Here is a 23,493-nt window from a genome sequence, read left to right as displayed (position 1 = left end):
ACGTAGTTTCCCAGCCAGTACTTAATGCCGCGCGCAAAGTCTTTTAGGTGACTCATTTGTCAGACACGTATCGCAAATGCCGATGACACGCATGCCCTTTCATGGTGCGACGCTTTGCAGCTAACAAGACACCGAAGAGAAACCACACGTAAGCCAGGTTGTATGCCGGCGCAGACAACCAGGCGACGAATATTGTTAGCAGCACTACTCGATACGCTTTCGGCGAATTGATGATCAGTGAGACTAGAAATATGCAAAGCAGAGCGAGCCCAATAAGCCCGCCCTCTGCCGCCACCTGCAAGTAGTAGTTAAAAATTAGGGGGTAGTCGAGCCGATGAACTTGCGAGTACTCCTTGAACCCTCCCCAACCCAACCCAAACAGTGGCGACTGCACAAATGCCTGCCAGCCATCCGCTACCGAACCGAAACGTTGAGTAATCGAGCTATCTGCCCCGGAAAAATCTATTTCGACGAATGCAAACAATCCCATCAATGTCAGGCAAATAATCCAAACGAACAAAAGTGGCGAGCGGCGCATGACTAAGTAAACTGCCACAATCGCCAGTACCACCATGCCCGTTCGGGCGAGCGTCAGGGCAATCACCAAGGCTATGAAGGCAATCCGCCAGTCAAACAGCTTTCGACCGTGCGCTATGCCAACAGCCAGCACAGTGCAAAGATAAATAGACCAGAATGAAGGCTCAGGCGACAGCCCAGTGATACGCGGCAAGACGCTCTCAGAGAGTTCTGTCGAAAGCCCGCCGCGATCAAAAGTGTTGGCAATGTTGAAGAAGTCAGTGACGGCATAAAGAAACGCGCCATTGAACGTGCCATAGACATACAGCACCAGCGAGATCGCTGAATAAATGACACCAATATGAAAGTAATCCTCGAGGAGTCGTCGCGGTTCGACTTCATTGCGCAAGGCTAGGGTGTAGGCGACCACCATGATGCCCATCATGAAGGCATAGTTCACCAACTGCGTGATCTGCCCCGCATTGCTGTCTCCAACGACACCAAGCAGCACGTTAGAAGCCACTAACAGCAGAAACACTAGCGCGAAGGCAAAAGAGGGATGTCCCAACCTGAGCCGATCCTTAACCGCCCATATGACGAGCAGGCCAAATGCGATCAGGTGGGCAAACGTGAGCTTGCCGCCAGGAATCGGCCCGAAGTTGACCAATGGCAAAGAGATGAGCAGGAGCCGGCTGACGTTCAGCGAAGACATTCTCGATAGACCTCTACGGTTTCGCGACTCATGCGCTCCCAACTGAACCTCGACAGTGACTCACGCACACGCGCCCCATCCACACCGGCACGACCGCGGTCCAGCAAGCAGACAATCGTGTCATGGATCTGGTCGGGACGATTCGGATCAAAACTGTGAGAATCGTCGAGGCCGGCGACTTCCGGCAGGCAACTGCTACGCGAGTATGCGACCGGAGTACCAACGCTCATCGCTTCTAGCATGGGGAACCCAAAGCCTTCGTACCTGCTGGGATACACGAACAGCGCTGCGTTTCGGTACAACGCCGACAAGGCGGCATCGGTTACATGTCCGGTGAAGATAACGTTGGGAGCCAACCACCCATGCTCCTGTGGGGGCAAACGGCCGACAACGGCGATCTTGAGATGAGGATAACGATCGGAAAGTCGCGGGGCCAATGCGAGCACTGACTGAATGTTCTTGCGCGAATTGAAGGCACCGACGCACAAGAGGTACTGGTCTTGGACTAGATTGAGTGCGGGCAAGACCGTGTCGTCTGGCTCAACCCGCGAGAAGTCCGTGAACCCGTTGTAGACAACCCTCACCTTGCCCTTGCACGCCGGGAAAAATCGGATCAGGTCCGATGCTGTGGTCTCGGAAACACAGATGATGCGCGTCGCCTCGGCAAGCGAGGACTCCAAGAACAGCGTGTAGTAAGCCTTGGTCTTACGATCGAAGAACTCTGGAAAGATACGGAACGCCAAGTCGTGAACAGTAACAACACTGGGCAGGCCGCGCGCAAGTTTGGGCGCAATGAAGGACGGTGAATGGAACACGTCGATGCCCAACTGCCGGCCTTCCAAAGCCTCCATATAGCGGTCCCACGCGGCGAAATAGAACGGGCGCAGTTGGGCAAAGACGGCATTTTTGGCAGGATGCTGTCCGACTAAAGCTCGGACCGTCCGCTGACGGAATACACAGCCCGCCGGGTCGGCGTGCTGCATCAATTCGACCATGTATCGCTCAATGCCGCTCATGGGCGAGTTCATATAGCGCGCATTGATACCAACTTGGATCGGCCGCGCGTAGGCATCCCGCAGCGCGGTTACCACCGGCATCCTCGATCTAACGACCTCAGCTCGATAGGAATCTGCAATGGCGTCAGTCATGGCTTCACACCAGCCTTTTCGCGCATGCGACTTACAAGAAGCTCAGCAACATGGATCTCGACCTTCTGCAAAGACTCCTCCGTGAAGCCTGCTATGTGAGGCGTCAACAGCAGACGTCCCTCATCGATAGATTCGATCAGCGCTACGGTATCGGCGTCGAAGGGCTGCGGTTCGCCGCGCAGGACGTCCAGAGCGGCCCCGGCAATTCGGCCATCCCTTAGCAGTTGAAGCAGCGCCCGCTGATCCACTATTTCGCCGCGCGCCGTATTCACCACGACCGCGTGCGGCGGCAGCCGCTCCAGTAGTGCACCGTTGACCAGCCCCTCGGTTTCCGAACTTAGATTAACGTGAATCGACAAGACATCCGTCTGCCCAAGCACGGCCGGCCATCCGCAACGCAGTGCCTCAGGCACCCGGGAGAGATCCACGTCATGTGCGAAAATCTGACATCCGAATGCGCCATACAAGCGTTCCATTTGGCGACCAATGCGACCGTAGCCCAGCAGGAGCACACGCTTGCCATTGAGCTCCGAGCCCTTAAAGAGATAACGATTCCACCCTTGGGCCCGCGAATGGGAGACCGCCTGCGGCAACTTGCGGATTAACGCCAGCACCATAGCCAACGTATGCTCGGCTGTTGCATAGATCGTATCCAGGAACGCGGTGCGCCCGCGAAGTGAGATCACTTCGATACCGCGGGACGCGAAGTGATCCAGATCAATGTGATTGAGTCCGGTTGTTGGGCTGACAATGAATCGCAGATTTGGGTACTGCGCGCTCAACGAAGCATCCAGCCGCCGCGCGAGCCGAACGAAGATGACCTCGATCGACGCCGCTTCGAAACTCTCACCTGCAAGGTACACCGGACCCAAATGGCGAAGCAGATCCAAAGCGGCGACCGGGAACTCATCCGGCTCACTGATCAGGATTGATGTCATGCGCCGGACATCACGGCCTGAAGAACGACCATGTCCAACTCCGTGTCGATATTCAAGGAACGGCTGGCCGGCATTTCGTATGCCAGCATGTGCTCGCCGATGATGACTCCTGACTCAATCTCGCGCTGCCCGAAGACGTAAACCGCACCGTTGCGATGGAACACCGGGGGAAGATCCTGACGCCGAGCAGCAGCCAACTCTGGAAACAAGGGCAGCAGCAAGCCCTGGTCTGATTGGCGGTACATGCGCGCTGGGTGATTGTCCTCACATCTGACCACACTGCAGACCGGTGTCATCGCATGGTCAAAGAATAGATCTACAGCCGCATCAATGTCGGATGAAAGCCGCATCGGTGCCGTTGGTTGCAGCAACGCCACGCAAGACGGCAAGGGACGCCCCGTCCCGGTCCACCAAGACATGGCATGCCGGACAGCATCGATGACAGGGCTCGCGTCTTCAGCGATGTCAGATGGGCGCTCAACAACCTCTGCACCGAGGGCCCTCGCGATGAACGCAATCTCGGAATCATCGGTACTAACAACTATGGCATCAATACAAGCTGAATCCAGCGCAGCTTCTATGGACCACTGGATCAAGGGCTTGCCAGCCAACAGCCGCTTATTCTTACCTGGCACACCTTTGGATCCTCCGCGGGCTGGAATAAATCCGATGGCTTCATGCCTCATAAAAACGCTTCTCCGTGCTGGTCTTGCGCAATCCGGCAATCACCCGGGCAATCTGTCCTCCCGCATGACCATCGCCATAAAGGTCGGAAGACGCATGTAGCCCGTGCTCTATCTGAGCTCGCACGGCAAGCTCTATGGCAACAGGGTCGTGACCAACGTCGATGACGTTACCTGCGCGATCTCGGCCTAACTGACGGCCGCCAATGTTGACGACCGGGACCCCGAGGTAGGCACATTCGCGCAGGCCGACACTTGAATTTCCGAGTAGACACTGCGCACCCATCAACAACCGAAGGAACAGCTTCCCCTCAAGATTTTTGACGTAATGGACCTTGCCAAGCTTGCCTGATTCACGGAACACTCGGATGCATTTAGAGGTAGCGTCCGATCCTGCATCGACATTGGGCCAGAACACGATGGTAGGCATGTCCAAGTGGTGCACGGCATCAAGTGTGGCCTGCATCTGCGCATAGCTCTCGCCATACGTATCAGTATCCGGATGCTGCAGCACCACAAGATACCCTTTCAACAGGTCAATGTCTGCACCCACACCGCTGCGGAGCAGAGCGTCCTGCACCGCAGGCACCTCAAGTGCCATGGCTTCCCGAGCGATGTCAATGGAGGGACAACCCGTGACGAACACATTCGATGGATGCTCACCCATGCGGACGAGCCGATCCGCGGCGCGCTGGTTCGCCACAAGATGCACATCAGCCAGCTTGGTCACAGCATGGCGGACCTTCTCATCGATATTTCCCGTAATCTCCCCGCCTTGAATATGAATCAACGGAATGCCGAGATAGGCTGAAGCGACAGCCGTTCCAAGTGTCTCGTACCGGTCCGCGATACTGATGACGCAGTCAGGATCAATTCGGCGCAATGCCGATGCGCTCTGGTTGATCGTATTGGCCGCTGTCAATGCCATATTGATCGGTTCGTTCCCTTCAACGAAGGTGTACAGCTCTTCCTCGACGCGAAAACCGTCAGATTTAATCAGATCTACCACCCTGCCGTAGCGATCGAGAAGCGCAGAACCGGAACACAGCACCACCAACTCCACTTCTGGGTTGCGCTGCAATTCCTGTAACGCCGCTCGGATTCGGGAATAGCTTGGCCGGGCAGTTATCGCCGCACAGACTTTCAACTTATTCGACATCATTTAAGCTCAAGGGTTCATCGCGCAAAACCATACGCCGAGATATCTTACCGAGCAGTTGGTGACGCTCTTCGTAGGGCATACCACCGCCTGGCTTTTTGTAAGCGAGCATGGAGATATCCAGCAGCTCCCCAGCTTGAATGTCGCGCGCGGCAACCAGTCGGCGAGTAAATATGTTGCGCTCTTTCTGGAGGCTGGCAAGTTGCTGTGATTTCTCGACAGGATGATTCCGCATCTCCCATGCAAAACGGGTGCCTTCTACAAGCAATTTGAGTTTCTCTGGAGTCAATGAAGACGACACATCCGGACCAAACATCTTCGGATGCAATGTCAGATGAACTTCCAAAATGTCAGCACCCAGGTAGGTCGCTACTACAGCTGGATAGATCTGCCCGGAATGGTCAGATAGTCCAACGGGGATATCGTTGAACTCAGACCTAAAGTCACTGAAAACATTCATTCCGACCTGCGTTGCAGGCGTCGGATACTGAGTTGTGCAATGCAAGAAAGCTACTTCTCTGGAGCCGCTGCGCAATTCTTTCATTACACGGCGGGACTCTTCGCCCAAACTCAGCCCGCTGGAGAGAATCATGGGGTCGCCAGTGGCAAGAATCCAGTCCATCAGCTGGCGATTGTGGACTTCACCGGACGCTATTTTCCAGGTGCGCATCCCCAACTCCCGAAGCCACTCACAGGCCTTCACCGAAAATGGCGAGCTAATGAATGCAATGCCGACCTCGTCCGCATGACGCTTAAGCACCTGCCATTGGGCAAAGGTGAACTCCATCCGCCTCCAGTAGTCGTAGCGACTCTCGTCCTGGTGACTAAATTTCTTACGCCAGGGCTCGTGCAGGGTACTCTCCTCTGCAGCGATGTGCGTTTGAAACTTGATGGCGTCGGCGCCACATTCCTTCGCAACATCGATAAAGGCCATCGCCGCGCCCAAACTGCCATCGTGCGTCTGTGCGATCTCTGCTATCACGTAAGGCGGTCGGCCGTTACCAACTTCCTTGCCTTCGATCACAAAACGTTTCTGCTGTCTTACTTCACTCATGTGTACTCCCGAGCACCGACCGGTCCGTGCTGAACGTCCCGGCAGGGCAATACTTTCAAAGTCGCCAGACTCTCACACCTCGAGCCTGAAGGAGGGCCTTGTCAAACCGAGCCTTCACGTCGATGAAGGCTCCGCCGCCGACTAACTTGGAATGCAGCTCGTCTTCCGTCAACCCCTGAAACTCGTCGTGCGCTACCGCAGCCACTATGGCGTCGGCCTTTGGCAACGAGTTCCAAGGATGCAATTGCACGCCGTACTCTTGCATCGCTTCCGTCTGATCGGCATGGGGATCTGTGACCATGACTTCTACGCCGTAGCTCTGCAACTCACTAATGATGTCGATGACCTTTGAGTTCCGCAGATCACCACAATTTTCCTTGAACGTTAGGCCCAGCATGTGCACTCGAGCCCCCTTAATGCTGCTGCCGCTAGCGATCATCTGCTTGATTGTCTGCTCGGCAATGAACTTACCCATACTGTCATTGATACGCCTGCCGGCCAAAATAACCTGAGGATGGTAGCCAAGCATCTCCGCCTTGTGGGTCAAGTAATAAGGATCAACACCGATACAATGGCCACCGACAAGACCCGGCCTGAACTTCAAAAAGTTCCACTTGGTACCTGCAGCCTCAAGAACTTCGCTAGTGTCAATTCCTAAGCGATCGAAAATGATCGCCAATTCATTCATCAAAGCGATATTGAGATCACGCTGCGTGTTCTCAATCACCTTGGCCGCCTCAGCAGCGCGGATACTGGTGGCTCGATGCACGCCAGGTTCGATGATCGTCTCGTACAACCGGGCCACCCTATCCAGTGTTTCAGGCGTATCGCCGGAGACGATTTTCAAAATCTTGGTGAGCGTATGCTCCTTATCACCAGGATTGATGCGCTCTGGGCTGTAGGCCACGAAAAAATCCTGCATCCATTTAAGGCCAGACTCACGCTCGAGCACCGGAATACAGATCTCTTCGGTGGCCCCCGGATAAACAGTCGATTCGTAGATGACCGTCGCCCCCCTTTTGAGATTGCGGCCAACACTGGCGGAGGCACCAATCAACGGGCCAAAGTCGGGAATATGAGCTTCGTCCACCGGCGTTGGAACGGCAACGATAACGATGTCTGCCTCGCGGAGAAGCTCGGGGTCTTCGGTGTAGACAGCGTGAGCGGCTTGACGAAGTTGCTCATCGGTCAGTTCCCGAGACGGATCGGCACCCTTTTGGCAAGACTCGACCTTGGTCTGGGCAATGTCGAACCCGATGGTGCGCATGTGTCGGCCGAACTCCACGACCAGAGGCAGCCCCACGTAACCTAGACCCACAACAGCAACAACTTGAGAATTCATTCTATGGATGATCGGGGACATCGGCGCAACTGAGACAAGCAGTCGACCGGCAACGGTACCGACAGTTTGCAGGGCCCTAGATTGTGCCAGCTAGGGCAGCCCATCTGTGGCATCCGTCCCACTCACCACAAGAGGTCACCTTGCGTAAGTCAACGATGGCGAAGCAGATCAAAGACCTCAAGATTGCTTTGCAGGCGCCCGAAAGCGGAAGGCACTTCACCGGTGACCAGCAACGGTACTCGATCATCGATCAGCGTGTCATCTGAGGCACAGGCCACTCCCATGTACTGCGTCGATCCGCACCACATCGATGTACGAAGAGGGTGATCCGAGAACACGACCAAGGAAAAGCGCCGGGTCGGCTCGCGACCCAGTGCCTCCGCCATTTGCCCAATCAACCGTGCCGCTCGCTGCAAATTCGCGGCGTAATGCAAGCCCAAACCTTGGGAAGGATCTTCGCCAGGCGGGTGTGGCAACGGCACATGGGCAAAAAGCACACCACCGTCCTTCCACACTGGCGAATTCCAGATTTGTGTTTCCACATCTGAGGCCAGCTCAGACCATACATTGCCATTCAGTGCGGCACAACGGCGATGCCATGGCTCACCTGCTAGCCGAGCGACCGCAGCAGAGCGACGCAACAAAGCACACTTCCAACGCTCCAGATCAAAAACTGGGGATGCGGGCATCGCGACGTGACAGCTTCGCAAACCCCGAATGGCGCAATAGGGAAGATAAAAGCCAACGATGTCAATATCTGGGCGGCTGGCGTGGACACGTGAAAAATCCAGCACCTGATTGCCACTACATACAGTGTCGAGGCTACAAGGCTTTGCGTCGAGGAACGGCGTGCGCGCAAAAATGGAAGGAACTACCTTGGCAGTACCATCACCGACGGGCGTTAAAGCTCGGTGGTGGACGGGGTGACCCGCACGTGCCATCGCCGCCATGACCGGTCCGGCTGCTTTGTCGTTCCATTCATCCAGCAGAACGAAAACCTGCATTTCAGGCGGCACTAACGTCGAATCCGACTCCTCTGCTGGACCCGGCCACATGATGTCCCGGGCGTACCAGTAGGCCAAAGCTGGCTGTGCCAACACAAAGATCACAGCGGCTGCGCCGATACCGCGTCGCAGTCGGCCCCACATATGGGAGGGCAACCTTACACCCGCAATGGTCAGACCAACAATCAGCGCCAACAGAACAGGCCAAGGGCCGAGTTCTGCACCCAGCGTAGTGTCAAGCGCATTCGCTAGCCACGGACCACACACAAGCTGAACCCAGACCGCCGCAGCTATACCTACAAAGATCGGCCCAACCCACGCACCGCCGCGCCTGTCCAACTGAGTAAGCCCCAGTTGCCCACTCCTCATTCGACACACACTGACCCACGCGGCAGATGCCAGGATGGCCGCCCACACGATCAGCAACCCGACGATTCTGGGCGCCTCGGATGAAACACGATAGAAGCCTTCACGCATCGTCAACTCTGCCAGTCCGCTACTTAGCAGGACCGACGCCACCACCACATCATGGCGAAGCAAACCGGTGCGGTGGTTTGTCATCGGGACAGCTTGCGGAACAGGACCAGGGAACGCATCGCACCGTCCAGCGAAACTTCCTGAATCAGCTCGAACCCCGCGCCTAAGAAGGCAGCTCTCTGGCGCTCGGCGGTGAACTCAGAAGGATCACGCTGGCGCTGATCGCAAAGAGAACGGAGTTGAGGATCCTCTGCCTCGATCAGTTCGACGATGGCCGCGTCCCGGGAGCAGCTAAAGACAAATCGGGCTATAGCATCAAGCGGCACAGCCGCTCCGACAGCGAGGTGATGAGTCAGCGCCAACACCATAACCAAGTCCATCCGACCATCAAGGCGCTCGGTAAGGCCCGGATGCTCCGAGGCAGCCCAACCACGCCCGCCGCGTAAGTCATCGAGTACGCTCACCATTGGATGGATCGCAGTCTGATTGGCTTGCGCCTGGAACAAGGTGGCAATACTGTCATGATCTGCGTCGACAGAGACAACTCTCGCTCCGTTTTCAGCAGCAATGATCGAAAACTCGCCCGTGTTGCAGCCCAGGTCCAACACCCAAGCTGGACGCACATGCCTCATCCATTCGGTGACCAAGCTCCGCTTTGTCACCAAGCTCGCATCCCTGTAGTGAGGCCGATCTCCGCGATATCCTGACCAACCGCTCGCCCCTGTTGATGCGACAGCCTTAGCTGACAGACCTTCCATCATCCAGCCGAGGGAAGCATGGACACGCCTGCGGAAATCTTGAGCCTCTTCGACGCGCGCCGCGCTGGAAGTTCTCGGGCCGCCTTGTAACGAGGACACGTCAGAGTGCAACGCTGATCGCCCATCGCCGAGCATCAACGCGCCATAGCGAGTCAGAAAAATTGAACGGCCGAAGAGTTGACGAGCTCGCTCGACAGGCATCCCGTCGCGCCACATGGTGTGCACCACATGACCGCTGAGACCGCAGCGTCGAGAGGCAACAAGCGGAAAAATGAAATGCCTGGCGAACTGTCCCAGCGCCCACCATTTGCGGTTGAGTAAGCGATCAAAGGACATGAGGTCACAGAACACCGGGCGCGCGCCGTCAAACAGCACATTCCAAGCCGAAGCATCCTTCATGTCGTAACCGGCAGCTACTGCCTCGACCTGGAGACGCAACGTCAGAGCCCCTGCGGCATGCAATTGGGCATCACTCCACTCGGCGGGCTGAGTCACGAAGGGAATCCGCCGCCCGATCACCATGCAGTCACTCTCGAACTTGAACTGGACGAGATCGCCACGGTCTACCCATTTACGGGCAAGATCGGAATGAAGAAAGTGATCGGGGCCGAGCGGTGATTTCAAGTCACGGATCACTCGATCATCTTCGAAACGAAGACTTGCCGCAGGATCTCTCATTTGCGCTTGAAGCGCGACAGAAGCCGCTTAATTGCCTCGATAGGGTTTCGCATGAAGATCAGGACTGCGCCGAGCAAGGCCAGCAGACCTTGCCAGATCAACATACCGCTGCCCGGATCAACATAAGCAAAGGCGCTCAGAGGAGCAAAGCACATGCTGATCGCCAAGCCGGTGCGGTTTAGTTTCGTTAGCTGTCGCATCCTAGTCATTGGTTTTCTCTGTTATCCAGTCAGCGGGCAAAGTATTCCGGCACAAAGCTGCCTAGGCGCTGCCGCACCGACACCACCTCTACATCGATTTCCACATGCTCAAGCCAAGTCGTAAGCTCATGTAGCCATTTATCAGAAACCGTATCCCGCAATCGCGCAATCCGCAGTCTCGGATGAGGTGAGGAAAGAGTCAGGTCGGCATCGGCCAGCAACTCTTCAAAAAGCTTCTCTCCCGGTCTCAACCCCGTGAACTCGATTGTCACACCATTGTCACGCTGACCACTCAACAACAGCAGATTGCGCGCCAAATCTAGGATGCGTACGGGCTCGCCCATGTCGAGTACATAGACCTGCCCATTGTCCGCCACGGCTGCCGCTTGCAGCACCAAGCCAGCGGCCTCTGGAATCGTCATGAAGTAACGCGTGATATCGGGATGGGTGACAGTCAGAGGTCCGCCCCTGGCCAATTGCTCCTTGAATTTTGGGATCACGCTCCCGCTTGAGCCCAACACATTCCCAAATCGTACTGCCACCAACTTGGTCCGTCCCCCACGGCCGGCGAGACTGGAAAGCGCCATCTCCGCCGCGCGCTTGCTCGCGCCCATGACATTGGTTGGATTCACCGCCTTGTCGGTAGAGATCAATACAAACCGCTCAACTTCCGCCTCGATCGACGCCAATGCCGCACGATGGGTTCCCAGGATGTTGTTTCTTAGACATCCCCACGCATTCTCCTCCTCCATCAACGGCACATGCTTGTACGCCGCCGCATGGAACACGATCTGCGGCTTGTACTTTCCGAAGACGTATCGCAGATGCTCCAGGTCTTTCACGTCACCAACCAGGCGCACCAGCGGGATGTGGGGGAACTTTTCTGACAGCTCCTGCTCGATGGTATAGAGCGCGAACTCGCTGAGTTCGTACAGCACGATCTTCGAGGGACCGTAGCGCGCCGCCTGGCGGCACAGCTCGGAGCCGATCGAGCCGCCGGCGCCGGTGACCAGCACGACCTTGCCGTTGATGCACTCGCTGATGCCGCCCTCATCGAGCACCACGGGCTCGCGGCCCAGCAAGTCCTCGGGCTCGATATCGCGCAGCTGGTCGACCTTGCTGCCCTGCATCAGCTCGGCGCTGCTGGGCACGGTCAGCACATGGAGGCCAGTGCCACCGGCCAAGTCCAGCGCACGGCGGCGCTTGTCGGGTGCGGCCGAGGGCATTGCGACGATCAAGTGGGTGATGCCATGCAAGGCGGCTAGTCGGCCCACATCTTCAAGGCTGCCCAGCACCGGGATGCCAGCCACGCGAGAGTCGCGCTTGGCGTCATCGTCATCGAGCCAGCCGACCACGACCCAGCCCTGGTGCTGGATGCCGGCTACCAGGATGCGGCCGGCCTGCCCGGCGCCCATCACCAGCACACGGTGCGACTCGACCGAGCTGCCGCTGATGCGGCCGCGCATATGCTCGTAAAGCATGCGGTAGCCCAGGCGCATCATCGCCAGGCCGATCAGGCAGAACACCGGATGCAGGGCCAGCACCGCGCGCGGCACCTTGCTCAGCTGGGCCATCAACACGATCACGGCCGCGATCGCGCCGGCCACCGCGCAGGCCAAGGCCAGGCGCTTGACCTCGCCAAAGCCGCTGAAGCGCCACATGCCCTTGGGCACGCGCAGCACCCAAAGCACCGTTGCATAGAGCATCACCAGACCCAGCAGCACCCAGTGGTCGTAGCTCGGTCGCGCCGAGATCCAGCGTTCGAAGCCGAGACGGAACAGATAGGTGGCCTGCCAGGCCAGCGCGACCACGGCCGCGTCCAGCAGCAGGGACAGGCCCTGGCGGTAGGGGCGGATGCGGGTCAGAAAACCGTCGAGTGACAACCAGAACATCGGATCTTTCTCAAACCTCAGCGCCGCAGCGCAGACAGGGTGGCCAATATCAGGCGCAGATCGCCGAGCAGCGTGGCTTCGCGCACATAGCGGCTGGAGAGCGCCAGCTTGGCCGGCAGCACCTGCTCGACATAGGCACGCTCCGGGTCGGCCGCAGCCGCCAGCACCGCGCTCTCGTCACGGTACTGCAGCGAGGCCAGGTCGGTGATGCCCGGCCGCACCGACAGCAGCAGCTCGCGCATCTCGTCGGGATACAGCGCCACATACTTGGGCACCTCGGGCCGCGGCCCGACCAGGCTCATCGCGCCGCGCAGCACATCCCAGAGCTGCGGCAGTTCGTCGAGCTTGGTGCGGCGCAAGACCTGGCCCGCGCGGGTGATGCGTGGATCGGCGCCGACGGTGATCTGCGGGCCGCGCGCCGGCGCATCCACGGCCATCGTGCGGAACTTGTGGATCATGAAGGGTCGGCCGAAACGCCCGACCCGCTGCTGGCGGAACAACACCGGCCCATGCGAATCGAGCTTGATCCACAGCGCGATCGCCAGCAAAGGCAGTGCCAGCAAGGCCAGGCCCAACGCGGACAGCAGGATGTCGACCAGCCGCTTGAGCATCACGATTCAGCCATCAGCTCAGCCCAGCACGATCTCGCGCACGGCGCGTATCACCCGCTGCACGTCGGCATCGGTCATCGCCGTGTAGAGCGGAATGCTGACCATGCGCTCGAAGGCTTTTTGCGAGTGCGGGAACTGTTCGGGCCGCAGGCCGTAACGGTCGCGCCAGTAGGGGTGCAGATGCAGCGGGATGTAGTGCACGCTGCAGCCGATGCCAGCGGCATACATGCGCTCGATAAAGACATCGCGCTCCATCTCCAGCTCCTCGCTCAGTCGCAGCACATAAAGATGCCAGGAGTGCGTGTCGCCCTCAATGGGCTGCGGCGGCGGGATCAGCGGCAGGTCAGCGAAAGCGTCGTTGTAGGCCTGGGCGATCAGCTCGCGCCGCGCCTGGAAGGTCGGGATGCGCTTGAGCTGGTGCAGGCCCAGTGCCGCGGCGATGTCGGTCAGGTTGTACTTGAAGCCGGGCGCGACGATCTCGTAGTACCAGCTCGGCACTTTGGCGGTGAAGCGATCGAAGGCGTCGCGGTTCATGCCATGCAAGCGCATCACCTTGGCGCGCTTGGCCAGCTCGGCATTGCGTGTCACCAGCATGCCGCCCTCGCCGGTGGTCATGGTCTTGTTGGCGTAGAAGCTGAACACCGTGGCATCGCTGCCCATCGTGCCGATCAGCTCTTTCTCCAGGGTGGTCGGCAGCGCGTGCGCCGCATCCTCGACGACGCGCAGCCCATGCTTGCGCGCGATGTCCAGGATCGCAATCATGTCCACCGCCAGGCCGGCATAGTGGACCGGGATGATGCAGCGGGTCTTCGGTGTGATCGCGGCCTCGACCAGTTTCGGGTCGATGTTCAGCGTCTTCGGATCGATGTCAACCAAGACCACATCGGCGCCCAGATAGCGCACCACCTCGGCCGTCGCGGTGAAGGTGTGCGTGGTCGTGATGACCTCATCGCCGGGGCCGATGCCCAGCGCCTCCAGCGCCAGATGCAGGCCGGCGGTGGCCGAGTTGACCGCGATGCACTCGATCTGCGGCTCACCGAGAAACTCGGCAAAGGCCTGCTCGAAGCGGCGCGCCTTCGGCCCGGTCGTGACCCAGCCGGAGCGCAAGGTGTCGACCACCTCGGCGATCTCGTCTTCGCCGATCTCGGGTAGGGCAAAAGGCAGAAAGGGCAGGGATTCACTCATGGGACTTCTCGATCACGGCCAGCACATGGCTGCGCAGCCACGGGATGCTGTTGAAAACGCGGTAGGCGCCGGGGTGCAGGCGGCACACGGCCCGCGCCAGCGGCGGTGCCAGCGTGAGCCGCTGCCAACGCAAACGCCCTTGCGGGAACAACTCGCGCACGCGCCGCAGCGGCACGCCGCGCACATCGCGGTTGCGTGGATTGTCGACGATGAAGTCGTACCAGAGCACCGCACCGCCCGGTTTGAGCCAGCGCCACATCGCATCCGCCAAGCCCTGCTGCACACCGTCGTCCAGGATGGACGAGAACACCGTGGACTGCAGCACCAGATCCTGGCTGCCAGCCGCCAATGGCGCTTGCGAAGCGTCGCCCAGATGCAGACCCACGGTGGCAGGCAGCAGGTGGCGTGCCGCCTCGTAGCGCTCGCTCAGCAGTTCGACCCCGCTCAGATGCTCCGGCACCAGGCCCAGCCGCAGCATCTCCAGCAGATTGCCGCCGGCGCCGCAGCCCACCTCGGTCAGCCGCCAGTCGGCCGGCGTGCCGGGACGCCGGGCCAGCTCGCGCCACAGCGCGCGCTGGCGCTCCTGCAGCATCTGCCAGACCTCGGGCCGCAGCAGGCTGTAGCGGTCCGCCACCTGGCGCCGTGCATAGCGCTCGGCAATGGCGTCGAGTTCGCGCTGCCGCAGCTCCGTGTTGCTCATGCCAGTGCCTCGACAAAGCGTTGTGCCAGGACCGGATAGGTATGGTTGGCCAGCACGAACTCGCGGCCACGCCGGCCCATCGCCGCGCGGGCTTCGGCCGGCAGCGCGGCCAGGCGCCGCACGCCCTCGGCCACCGCCTGCGCGTCCTCGGGCGGCACCGTCAGCCCGGCCCCGGCCTCGGCCACCGGGTCGTTGCCGGCCTCGACCGAGTGCAGCACAGGACGCTGGGCCATCATGTAGTCCATCAGCTTGTTCGGCGCGATGCCGAAGCGGTAGATCGGCGTGCGCTGCCAGCCGATATAGGCGATGTCGAAAGCGGCCAGCAGGCTGGGGATCTGCCGCTTGGGGATGGCTTCAAACATCGCCACATTGTCCAGGCCCTCGTCGGCCACGCGCTGCTGCAAGCGCTGCTTTTCATGACCGCCGCCCACCATCACGATGGCGATGGGCTGGCCTCTCAGCAGCTTGGCCGCGTCCAGCAGCACGTCCAGCGCATTGGGCAGGCCGTGCGAGCCGGCATAGCCCAGCACCAGGCGGCCGGAGGCACGCTGCACCGCGAGATGCGCGGCCAGCTGCGGATCCAGCGCCTCACCCTCACCGGACCACTCGTCCAGCGTGATGCCATTGGGCACGATGTGCAGCTTCTTCAGATCCAGGCCATGTGCGGCCATATGACCCTGAACCTTGGGCAGCATGGACACGACGACATCGGCATCGCGATAGGCATCGTTCTCGGCCCTCTGGCATAGCAGCGCGAACGGGTGCCGCGGCGACATGCCCGACAGCTCGATCGGCGACAGCGGCCACAGATCGTGCACCTCGTAGACGAGCTTGGCGCCCGCCTTTTTGGCCACGCGGCGCGCCACCCAGATATCCATCGGGTAAGTGCTGGACGCGATCACCGCATCGGGTTGAAAAGCCTCGGCCAGCGCATCGGCATCGGCCCAGACCTGGCGGCAAAACGAGAAGATATTACGCACCCGCCCCAGGCCGTTGCCCTGGTAGGCCGGCGTCTCGTACCAGCAGTAGGACACGCCCTCTATCGTCTGCCCGCCGGCCTGCGGCTGGGTGCTGCGCACATGGGAGTGTGAGGCCGCCAGCACCAGCACCTGGTGGCCGGCGCGCACCCATTCGCGCGCCAGGTAGAAAGGCCGGTACTCCATGCCGTGTTGCGGCGAGCCGGCGTAATGATTGATCAGCAGCAGCTTCAAGAGGAGAGCTCTTTCAAACGGGACAGAAAACCCTGGACGGCGGGCGCGAACAGGCCATGCTGGGCCACCCAGGCGCGGTTGGCTGCGCCGGCAGCCTCGGGCCTCAGGCCTTGCAGCAAGGCGGGCAGCCGCGTGATCTCAGCGTACGGCAGGATCACACCACGACTCGCATCGATCAGTTCGTGGTTGGCCGGCAGGTCCGACAGGATGGGCACGCATTCATGCGCCATCGCCTCCAGCACCGAGACCGCCACCGAGTCACTCTCCGGCAGGCTCAGATACCAGCGAGCGCGGGCATAGAAGCCGGCCTGTGCATTGGCCGCCAGGCGGCCGACAAACTCGACACGATCAGCCAGCCCAAGCGCGACCACCTGCTGCTCAAGCGCACGCTTCAGCGAGCCCTCATTGGCCACCACCAGCCGCGCCTCGGGCCGCTGCGCCGCCACCGCCGCAAAGGCAGTGATCACCCGCTCCGGCCGGTACAGGGGCTCCAGCCCGCGATTGGCAAAAAACAGCCAGGGCTCCTTGCGCGCGCCCTGCTTGGGCAGGCTCTCCAGGCCGAAAGGGAAAGTCATCACCTCGCGCGCCCCGAGCTCCTTCATCCGCGCCGTCATGTGCTGCGAGTCGGAGCTGCACACCGTGCAGGCGCGCAGCACCCGCTGCGTCAGCCAGCGGTAGGCGAAACTCTGCTGCGGCGTGACGAGGATGTCGCTGCCCCAGGCCGAGCCGGCAATGTGCGCGCGCAGCCGCCAACCGCGCTTGGCGGCCCAGGCCAGGGTGCCGTGCGAGGTCAGGTAATGGGCGTTGATCCAGTCGGCGTCGATCTTGGACAACCATTGGCCCAGCATCGGCAGTTTCTTCAGCAAACCGAGATTGCCGCCGCCGTGAGCAGGGTCGGTTTGCAGCGCCAGGCGCCGCTCGGCCGGCAGCAAGGCCTCGAACTCGGGCGTGAAGCCGCGCGAGGATGCAGCCCACAGCTCCACGCTGGGGCTCAGCGCCCGCGCCCATTTGAGCAAGTGCGGGCTCTGGCCGTCGCCGATCAGCACCAGCTTCACTGGGGCAACTCCTCGGCCCAGGCCTGGTAATGCGGGGCGAGTTCGGGATGCAAGGCCAGCAGCCTGGCGTCGCGCTCGCGCACATCGCCGATCTGGCGCGCCGGTTGGCCGGCCATGATGGCAAAGTCCGGCACCTCGCCGCGCACCTGGCTGTAGGCGCAGATCACCACGCCGCGCCCGATGCGGCTGCCGGCCTCGATCAGGCTGTGCGGGCCGATGAAGCTGTAGGCGCCAATGCTGATCGGCGCCTTGATATAGCCCGGCATCGGGCCCTGGTGAGTCGAATAACTGCGGCCCAGCAAGCGAATGGATCGGTGCGAGCTGTGCGTGACGATGCTGACGAAATTCGTGATCTGCACGCCCTCGCCTATCGTCAGTCCGGCCGTCGCGTCGATGAAGTTGAACTGGCCGATGAAGACATGGTCGGCCAGCACCAGGCCTGCCTCGCCCTCGATGCAGCTGCTGGGCGCGATGCGGCTCATCGGCGCGCCCTGCTCGCCGAACAGCATGCGGAAGAACAGCACACGCCAGAGGGCGCGGCGGCAGCGATTAAGCCAGGCTCTCATCGGGGAAGGTCTTCCAATTTGCCAGGGCCCAGAAGAAGTAGCTGAAGTAGGCCAGCATAGCGGCCGACACCCCCCAGGCCGCACCGATCAAGCCGCCCAGATGCAGGCCCAGGCCCAGGCCGGCGATAAACAGCAGCTGCCCGACCAGGGCCAGGCGCAGCGCCCAGGCCTGGGCCCGCCATGCCATCGTCGCGACCGACAGCGGCGAGGCGATGAAATGCAGCGCGATATAGGGCGCCAGCGCCTGGGCCAGTGCGCCAGCGTCGACCCAGCGCTCGCCGAACAGCCAGGCGAACAGTCCCGGCCCCCACAGCAGCAGCACGCCCATCAGCGGCAGGGCCAAGGCCATCAGCACCGCCATGCTGCGCCTGACCATGGTCAAGGCCTCCTGCGGGTCGCGCGCCTGCACCAACCGGGGGTAGAGCGTCTGCGACAAAGCCCCGCCGATCAGGCCGGCCGGCGCCTTCAGGTAGCGCAAGGCCAGCGCCCAGTAGCCGGCCGCCGCCTCGCCGCTGGCGCTGGCAATGATCAGCAGCGCCAGGCTGTCCTGCAAGGCGCCGGCAAAGGCATGCGGGGTGTTGAGCAGCGGGAAGGCGCGATGCTTGGCCGCCATGGCCTTCAGCGCGGACGCGCGCCGGAGCCCGACCCATCCCCCTGCGGGCGCCGGGCGCGCCAGCAAGGCCGCCGTCGCCAGACCGGCGGCGATAGGCCCCAGCACCAGGCCCAGGGCACCGAGCTGCAGCAGCCCGAAGACAAGCTGCAGCAGCGCCCCGCCGCCGTACTGCAGCACGCGCGCCAGCGACAGCAGCTCGAAGCGCTGCGCCCGCGTGGCCCACATGGTCAGCCATTGCGTCGCGCCACCGGCCAGCACGGCCAGCGGCAGCAGCCAGGCCAGGTCCAGCTCCTGCCACTGCAGCAGCACCCAGCCGACCACCACCGAGACCGCGGTGACGGCCAGCAGCACGCGGGCGCACAAACCCATCAGCCGCGCGGCCTCGCCCTCGTCGCGCTCCAGCGGCAGTGCGAACTCATAGCGCGCGCAGCCGACCACGGCCAGATTGGTGGCCACGGCCCACAGCAAGGAGAACTGGCCGAACTCGGTCGGTGAGTAGATGCGCGTCAGCCAGGGGCCTAGCAGCAGCGGCAGGGCCTGGGCCAAAGCACCGCCCGCAAGCAGGGTCAGCGTGGACCTCAGCAAGCCACGCGGCATGTCAGTGAGTCAAGGCCTGGCGCAGCGCGGCGATCACCGCATCCTGCTGCGCCTCACTCAGGTCGGCACTCATCGGCAGACTGATGACCCGCTGGGCGGCGGCCTCGGCGCAAGGGAAATGCAGATCAGGCCGGGCATAGGCCGGCTGGCGATGCAGGGGCTTGGGGTAATGGATGGCGGTCGGAATGCCGGCCTCGCTGAGCTTGCGCTGCACCTCGGGCCTGTTGTTGAGTTGCAGCGTGAACTGGGCCCAGACGCAGTCGCGATCCTCGCGCACCGCCAGCCGCTGGACACCGAATTCAGCGGGCAGATCGGCCAGCAGCTGCTGGTAGCGCGAGCCGATCTTCAGGCGCTGTTCGATCTCCCAGTCGAAGCGCTCCAGCTTGGCCAGCACCACCGCGCACTGGATGGTGTCCATGCGCCCCCCGACACCGACCCGGGTGTGGGTGTAGCGCGCGCTCTGGCCGTGGACGCGGATCTCCCGCGCGGCCTGCGCCAAGGCGTCGTCGTCGGTGAACAGCGCGCCACCGTCGCCATAGCAACCCAGCGGCTTGCTGGGGAAGAAGCTGGTGGCGCCGAAGGTGCTGAGGCCGCAGCTCTTGCGGCCCTGGTAGCTCGCGCCAAAGCTCTGTGCGGCATCCTCGATCACCGGGATGCCGGCGGCCGCCGCCTTGATGTCGTCGATATCGCAAACCTGGCCATACAGGCTCACCGGCATGATGGCCCGGGTTCTCGGCGTGATCGCCGCCCTGATCAGGCGCGCGTCGATATTGCAGGTGTCGGGCTCGATGTCCACATAGACAGGCACCGCACCCAGCAGCGCGATCACCTCGACCGTCGCGGCAAAGGTGAACGGGGTGGTGATGACCTCGTCACCGGGCTTGATGTCCAGCGCCATCAGTGCGATCAAGAGGGCCTCGGTACCACTGGAGACGGTGATGCAGTGCTTGACGCCCACATAGGCGGCCAGCTTGTCTTCCAGCTCCTTGACCTCGGGGCCCATGATGTACTGGCCATGGTCCAGTACCCGCTGGATGCGGGCATCGATGCTGGTCTTGAGCGCCGCGTACTGGGCTTTCAGGTCGATGAAGGGCAGGCTCAAGGGATCAGCTCCACGGTTTGTTCATCACTCGCCAGGCGATAGCGCTCACCCGTTGCGGGGCAGACAGCCTGACCGGCCGCGTCGAAGCGCAGGCGCTCGCCATGCCGGCTCATCCAACCGATGCGTCGCGCCGGCACACCCACCATCAGCGCGAAATCGGCCACGTCCTTCTGCACCACGGCACCGGCGCCGACAAAGGCATAACGGCCTATCGTCGCGCCGCAGACGATGGTGCAGTTGGCGCCCAGGGTCGCGCCGCGTTGCACCAGCGTCTTGCGGTATTCGTTCTTGCGCGCGACCGCGGCACGCGGGTTGTAGACATTGGTGAACACCATGCTCGGGCCGCAGAACACATCGTCCTCCAAGGTCACCGCGTCATAGACCGAGACATTGTTCTGGATGCGGACGTTGTCGCCGATGCTCACATCGTTGCCGACATAAACGCCCTGCCCCAGCGAGCAGCCCGCGCCGATGCGTGCGCCGGGGCTCACATGGGCAAAGTGCCAGACCTTGCTGCCCTCGCCCAGCTGTGCGCCCTCGTCAACGATGGCCGACTCGTGTTTCCAGTAAGCCATCTTCAAAACACCAAGGGCAAACCGACGCGCTGGCCATCGCGCGCCGAGCGATAGGCCGCGATCAGGATCTCCAGCGAGCGCAAGCCCTCGTAACCATCGACCTCGGCGCTGGCCTCGCCACGCAGGGTCTTGATGACGTTGTCGTAGTAGAGCGGGTGGCCGGGGCCGTAGACGCTGCCCCCGTCACCAAGTGCATAGCTCGCGGTCTTGACCGCCTCGTCCTCGGGCCGCTGGTCGGCGAAGGCCCAATGCTCGATCTTGTTGACCGCGGTGCCGCCGATCTTGACCGAACCTTTCTCGCCAAGAATGGTGATCGAGCCCTCCAGATTCTGCGGGTAAGTCAGCATCGTCACATTGATCGAGCCTAGGCCACCATGGCGCAGGCGCACGCTCATCACGCCGGTGTCCTCGGCCTCGATATCGCGGTCCAGCGTGGCGGTGTAGGCGTGGACGCTGTCGACCGGGCCGACCAGCCAGTCCAGCAGGTCGACATAGTGGCTGGCCTGGTTCATGAAGGCCCCGCCGTCCAGATCCCAGCGGCCGCGCCAGGGTGCGGCGTCGTAATAGCTTTGCGGCCGGGTCCAGAACACATTGACCGTGCTCAGGAAGATGCGGCCAAAGCGCCCCTGGGCGATCGCCTGCTTGACCAACTGCACCGTCGCGTTGAGCCGGTTCTGCTTGACCACAAAGAGCTTGACGCCGGCATCGCGGCAGGCCCGCACCATCGCCATGCCCTCGTCAAACTTGGTGGCCATCGGCTTCTCGCTGAGCACATGGCGGCCAGCGCGGGCCACAGCGATGGCCTGCTGCGGATGCAGGCCGCTGGGCGTGGCCAGCACGACGATGTCCGCGTCCGACCCCGCGAGCAAGGCATCCAGCGACGCGAACCCGGCCGCGCCGGTAGCGGCCACTGCGGCCTGCAGCGCCTCGGGCCGGGTGTCGCAGACCGCGACGATCTCGGCGCGTTCCGCATGCTTGGCCAAGGCCTCGATATGGTTCTTGGCGATGCGGCCACAGCCCACCAGGGCGAAGCGGATCTTGCGGTCGAGGATGGGCAGGCTGGGCGGCATGGAAGGCCAGAATCGGGCGAAACACGGATTCTACGGGGGCGCTCCCGCGCAAGCCCTAAAATCGCAGCAAATTCAACGAGTTGACGATGACCCAGCACACCCCCGCCACGCCGCACACCGCGCCCGCCGCTGCCGACGAAAACCAGCTGATCACCGAGCGCCGCGAGAAGCTCGCCGCCATCCGTGCCAAGACTGCGGTCCCCTTCCCCAACGATTTCAAGCCGCAGCACCGCGCGCTGCCGCTCTCGACCCGCTACGGCGAGCTGGACAACGAGGCGCTGGAGCCGCAAGCCGTGGCTGTCAGCGTCGCCGGCCGGCTGATGCTCAAGCGCGTGATGGGTAAGGCCAGCTTCGGCACGTTGCAGGACGCTACCGGTCGCATCCAGCTCTTCGTCACCAAGGACGGCATCGGCGAGGAGGCCTACGCCGACTTCAAGCACCTGGACATGGGCGACATCGTCGGCGCCGAGGGCACACTGTTCAAGACCAAGACCGGCGAGCTGTCGGTGCGCGTCACGTCGCTGCGCCTGCTGACCAAGAGCCTGCGCCCGCTGCCGGACAAGTTCCACGGCATGGCCGACCAGGAGCAGAAGTACCGCCAGCGCTATGTCGACCTGATCACCGACGAGGCCGCGCGCACCCGTTTCGTCGCCCGCTCCAAGGCGGTGTCGTCGATCCGCAGCTTCATGGTGGACAACGGCTTCCTGGAGGTCGAGACGCCGATGCTGCACCCGATCCCCGGCGGCGCCAATGCCAAGCCCTTCATCACCCATCACAACGCGCTGGACCAGGAGATGTTCCTGCGCATCGCGCCCGAGCTGTATCTGAAGCGCCTAGTGGTGGGCGGTTTCGAGCGCGTGTTCGAGATCAACCGCAACTTCCGCAACGAAGGCATCTCGGTGCGCCACAACCCCGAGTTCACGATGATGGAGTTCTATGCGGCCTACTGGACGCACCATGATCTGATGGACTTCACCGAGAACGTGCTGCGCCATGCGGCCATCGCCGCCACCGGCAGCGCCGCGATCAGCTATGCCGGCAAGCCGGTCGCGCTGGACGAACCCTTCGCCCGCCTCTCGGTGCGCGACTCGCTGATCGCCCATGCCGGCCTGACGGCGAGCCAAGCCGACGATGCCGAGGTGCTACGCGCCGAGCTGAAGAAGCACGGCGAGGAAGCCCCCAAGCACTGGAAGCTGCCCGAGCTGCAGTTCGGCATGTTCGAAGCCGTGGTCGAAGAAAAGCTCTGGCAGCCGACCTTCATCATCGACTATCCGGTCGAGGTCTCGCCGCTGGCCCGCGCCTCCGACACCAATCCGGCGATCACCGAGCGCTTCGAGCTCTTCATCACCGGCCGCGAGTACGCCAACGGCTTCTCCGAGCTGAACGATGCCGAGGACCAGGCCGCCCGCTTCCAGGCCCAGGTCGCGAACAAGGACGCCGGCGACGAAGAAGCCATGTTCTTCGACGCCGACTTCATCCGAGCGCTCGAGTACGGCATGCCCCCGACCGGCGGCTGCGGCATCGGCATCGATCGGCTGATGATGCTGATCACCGACAGCCCCAGCATCCGCGACATCATCCTCTTCCCTGCTCTGCGCCGCGAAGCCTGAACCCAGGCCAGATGAACGACAAAAGGCGGCCCGCGGG

Annotated in this window: 22 protein-coding genes; 1 reads left to right on the top strand and 21 read right to left on the bottom strand. The window is 61.9% G+C overall.

The genetic code is table 11. The annotated features are described in order from the left end of the window. Positions 1 to 52: 52 nt before the first annotated feature. From ABGI63_RS12825 to ABGI63_RS12725, 21 genes are all read right to left on the bottom strand, one after another. Positions 53 to 1,228, bottom strand: a complete 1,176-nt coding sequence (locus ABGI63_RS12825; protein ID WP_349742767.1) for an O-antigen ligase family protein — start codon at positions 1,226 to 1,228, stop codon at positions 53 to 55. Continuing rightward, a complete protein-coding gene (locus tag ABGI63_RS12820) occupies positions 1,216 to 2,376 on the bottom strand; it encodes a glycosyltransferase family 4 protein (protein WP_349742766.1) in 1,161 nt (386 codons plus the stop codon). Before ABGI63_RS12820 ends, ABGI63_RS12825 begins: the two co-directional genes overlap by 13 nt. After that, positions 2,373 to 3,314, bottom strand: a complete 942-nt coding sequence (locus ABGI63_RS12815; RefSeq protein WP_349742765.1) for an NAD(P)-dependent oxidoreductase — start codon at positions 3,312 to 3,314, stop codon at positions 2,373 to 2,375. Before ABGI63_RS12815 ends, ABGI63_RS12820 begins: the two co-directional genes overlap by 4 nt. Next, the gene (locus ABGI63_RS12810; protein ID WP_349742764.1) at positions 3,311 to 4,000 is read right to left on the bottom strand and encodes an acylneuraminate cytidylyltransferase family protein; all 690 of its coding nucleotides are present in this window, start codon (positions 3,998 to 4,000) and stop codon (positions 3,311 to 3,313) included. The genes ABGI63_RS12815 and ABGI63_RS12810 overlap by 4 nt, the downstream gene beginning before the upstream one ends. Next, entirely contained in the window at positions 3,990 to 5,159 is a 1,170-nt protein-coding gene (gene neuC, locus ABGI63_RS12805) for a UDP-N-acetylglucosamine 2-epimerase (RefSeq protein WP_349742763.1), read from the bottom strand. The genes ABGI63_RS12810 and neuC overlap by 11 nt, the downstream gene beginning before the upstream one ends. Further along, the gene (locus ABGI63_RS12800; RefSeq protein WP_349742762.1) at positions 5,146 to 6,210 is read right to left on the bottom strand and encodes an N-acetylneuraminate synthase family protein; all 1,065 of its coding nucleotides are present in this window, start codon (positions 6,208 to 6,210) and stop codon (positions 5,146 to 5,148) included. The genes neuC and ABGI63_RS12800 overlap by 14 nt, the downstream gene beginning before the upstream one ends. 55 nt (positions 6,211 to 6,265) lie before the next feature. Beyond that, complete coding sequence (locus tag ABGI63_RS12795; RefSeq protein ID WP_432767410.1) at positions 6,266 to 7,573, bottom strand: nucleotide sugar dehydrogenase; 1,308 nt, start codon at positions 7,571 to 7,573, stop codon at positions 6,266 to 6,268. Positions 7,574 to 7,701: 128 nt separating this feature from the next. Continuing rightward, complete coding sequence (locus ABGI63_RS12790) at positions 7,702 to 9,117, bottom strand: hypothetical protein (protein ID WP_349742761.1); 1,416 nt, start codon at positions 9,115 to 9,117, stop codon at positions 7,702 to 7,704. Continuing rightward, entirely contained in the window at positions 9,114 to 10,469 is a 1,356-nt protein-coding gene (locus tag ABGI63_RS12785; RefSeq protein ID WP_349742760.1) for a methyltransferase domain-containing protein, read from the bottom strand. The genes ABGI63_RS12790 and ABGI63_RS12785 overlap by 4 nt, the downstream gene beginning before the upstream one ends. Next, positions 10,466 to 10,636 carry a hypothetical protein gene (locus ABGI63_RS12780; protein WP_349742759.1) on the bottom strand — a complete coding sequence of 57 codons (171 nt, stop codon included), beginning with the start codon at positions 10,634 to 10,636 and terminating at the stop codon, positions 10,466 to 10,468. The genes ABGI63_RS12785 and ABGI63_RS12780 overlap by 4 nt, the downstream gene beginning before the upstream one ends. Positions 10,637 to 10,698: 62 nt before the next feature. Next, positions 10,699 to 12,561 carry a polysaccharide biosynthesis protein gene (locus ABGI63_RS12775; RefSeq protein WP_349742758.1) on the bottom strand — a complete coding sequence of 621 codons (1,863 nt, stop codon included), beginning with the start codon at positions 12,559 to 12,561 and terminating at the stop codon, positions 10,699 to 10,701. A 17-nt stretch (positions 12,562 to 12,578) separates the two neighbouring features. After that, complete coding sequence (locus ABGI63_RS12770; protein WP_349742902.1) at positions 12,579 to 13,172, bottom strand: sugar transferase; 594 nt, start codon at positions 13,170 to 13,172, stop codon at positions 12,579 to 12,581. Positions 13,173 to 13,190: 18 nt separating this feature from the next. After that, the gene (locus ABGI63_RS12765; protein ID WP_349742757.1) at positions 13,191 to 14,357 is read right to left on the bottom strand and encodes a DegT/DnrJ/EryC1/StrS family aminotransferase; all 1,167 of its coding nucleotides are present in this window, start codon (positions 14,355 to 14,357) and stop codon (positions 13,191 to 13,193) included. Next, positions 14,350 to 15,057, bottom strand: coding sequence for a class I SAM-dependent methyltransferase (locus ABGI63_RS12760; RefSeq protein WP_349742756.1), 708 nt, complete (start codon positions 15,055 to 15,057; stop codon positions 14,350 to 14,352). The genes ABGI63_RS12765 and ABGI63_RS12760 overlap by 8 nt, the downstream gene beginning before the upstream one ends. Continuing rightward, positions 15,054 to 16,268, bottom strand: a complete 1,215-nt coding sequence (locus tag ABGI63_RS12755) for a glycosyltransferase family 4 protein (protein WP_349742755.1) — start codon at positions 16,266 to 16,268, stop codon at positions 15,054 to 15,056. The genes ABGI63_RS12760 and ABGI63_RS12755 overlap by 4 nt, the downstream gene beginning before the upstream one ends. After that, the gene (locus ABGI63_RS12750; protein WP_349742754.1) at positions 16,265 to 17,323 is read right to left on the bottom strand and encodes a glycosyltransferase; all 1,059 of its coding nucleotides are present in this window, start codon (positions 17,321 to 17,323) and stop codon (positions 16,265 to 16,267) included. Before ABGI63_RS12750 ends, ABGI63_RS12755 begins: the two co-directional genes overlap by 4 nt. Next, complete coding sequence (locus tag ABGI63_RS12745) at positions 17,320 to 17,889, bottom strand: acyltransferase (protein WP_349742753.1); 570 nt, start codon at positions 17,887 to 17,889, stop codon at positions 17,320 to 17,322. Before ABGI63_RS12745 ends, ABGI63_RS12750 begins: the two co-directional genes overlap by 4 nt. After that, positions 17,873 to 19,099, bottom strand: a complete 1,227-nt coding sequence (locus tag ABGI63_RS12740; protein WP_349742752.1) for a lipopolysaccharide biosynthesis protein — start codon at positions 19,097 to 19,099, stop codon at positions 17,873 to 17,875. The genes ABGI63_RS12745 and ABGI63_RS12740 overlap by 17 nt, the downstream gene beginning before the upstream one ends. Before the next feature lies 1 nt (position 19,100). Continuing rightward, entirely contained in the window at positions 19,101 to 20,195 is a 1,095-nt protein-coding gene (locus ABGI63_RS12735; RefSeq protein WP_349742901.1) for a DegT/DnrJ/EryC1/StrS family aminotransferase, read from the bottom strand. Between the two features lie 2 nt (positions 20,196 to 20,197). Next, positions 20,198 to 20,776, bottom strand: a complete 579-nt coding sequence (locus tag ABGI63_RS12730) for an acyltransferase (RefSeq protein ID WP_349742751.1) — start codon at positions 20,774 to 20,776, stop codon at positions 20,198 to 20,200. Positions 20,777 to 20,778: 2 nt separating this feature from the next. Continuing rightward, positions 20,779 to 21,846, bottom strand: coding sequence for a Gfo/Idh/MocA family protein (locus ABGI63_RS12725; RefSeq protein WP_349742750.1), 1,068 nt, complete (start codon positions 21,844 to 21,846; stop codon positions 20,779 to 20,781). Between the two features lie 86 nt (positions 21,847 to 21,932). Between ABGI63_RS12725 and lysS the strand changes: the two genes are divergently transcribed. After that, a complete protein-coding gene (gene lysS / locus ABGI63_RS12720; protein WP_349742749.1) occupies positions 21,933 to 23,456 on the top strand; it encodes a lysine--tRNA ligase in 1,524 nt (507 codons plus the stop codon). Positions 23,457 to 23,493 lie beyond the last annotated feature (37 nt).

The sequence above is a fragment of the Roseateles cavernae genome, from assembly GCF_040187885.1.
In the GTDB taxonomy this organism is placed as follows: domain Bacteria; phylum Pseudomonadota; class Gammaproteobacteria; order Burkholderiales; family Burkholderiaceae_C; genus Roseateles_E; species Roseateles_E cavernae.
Note: the sequence above shows the minus strand (reverse complement) of the source record. Positions and strands in the feature narration are given on the sequence as shown.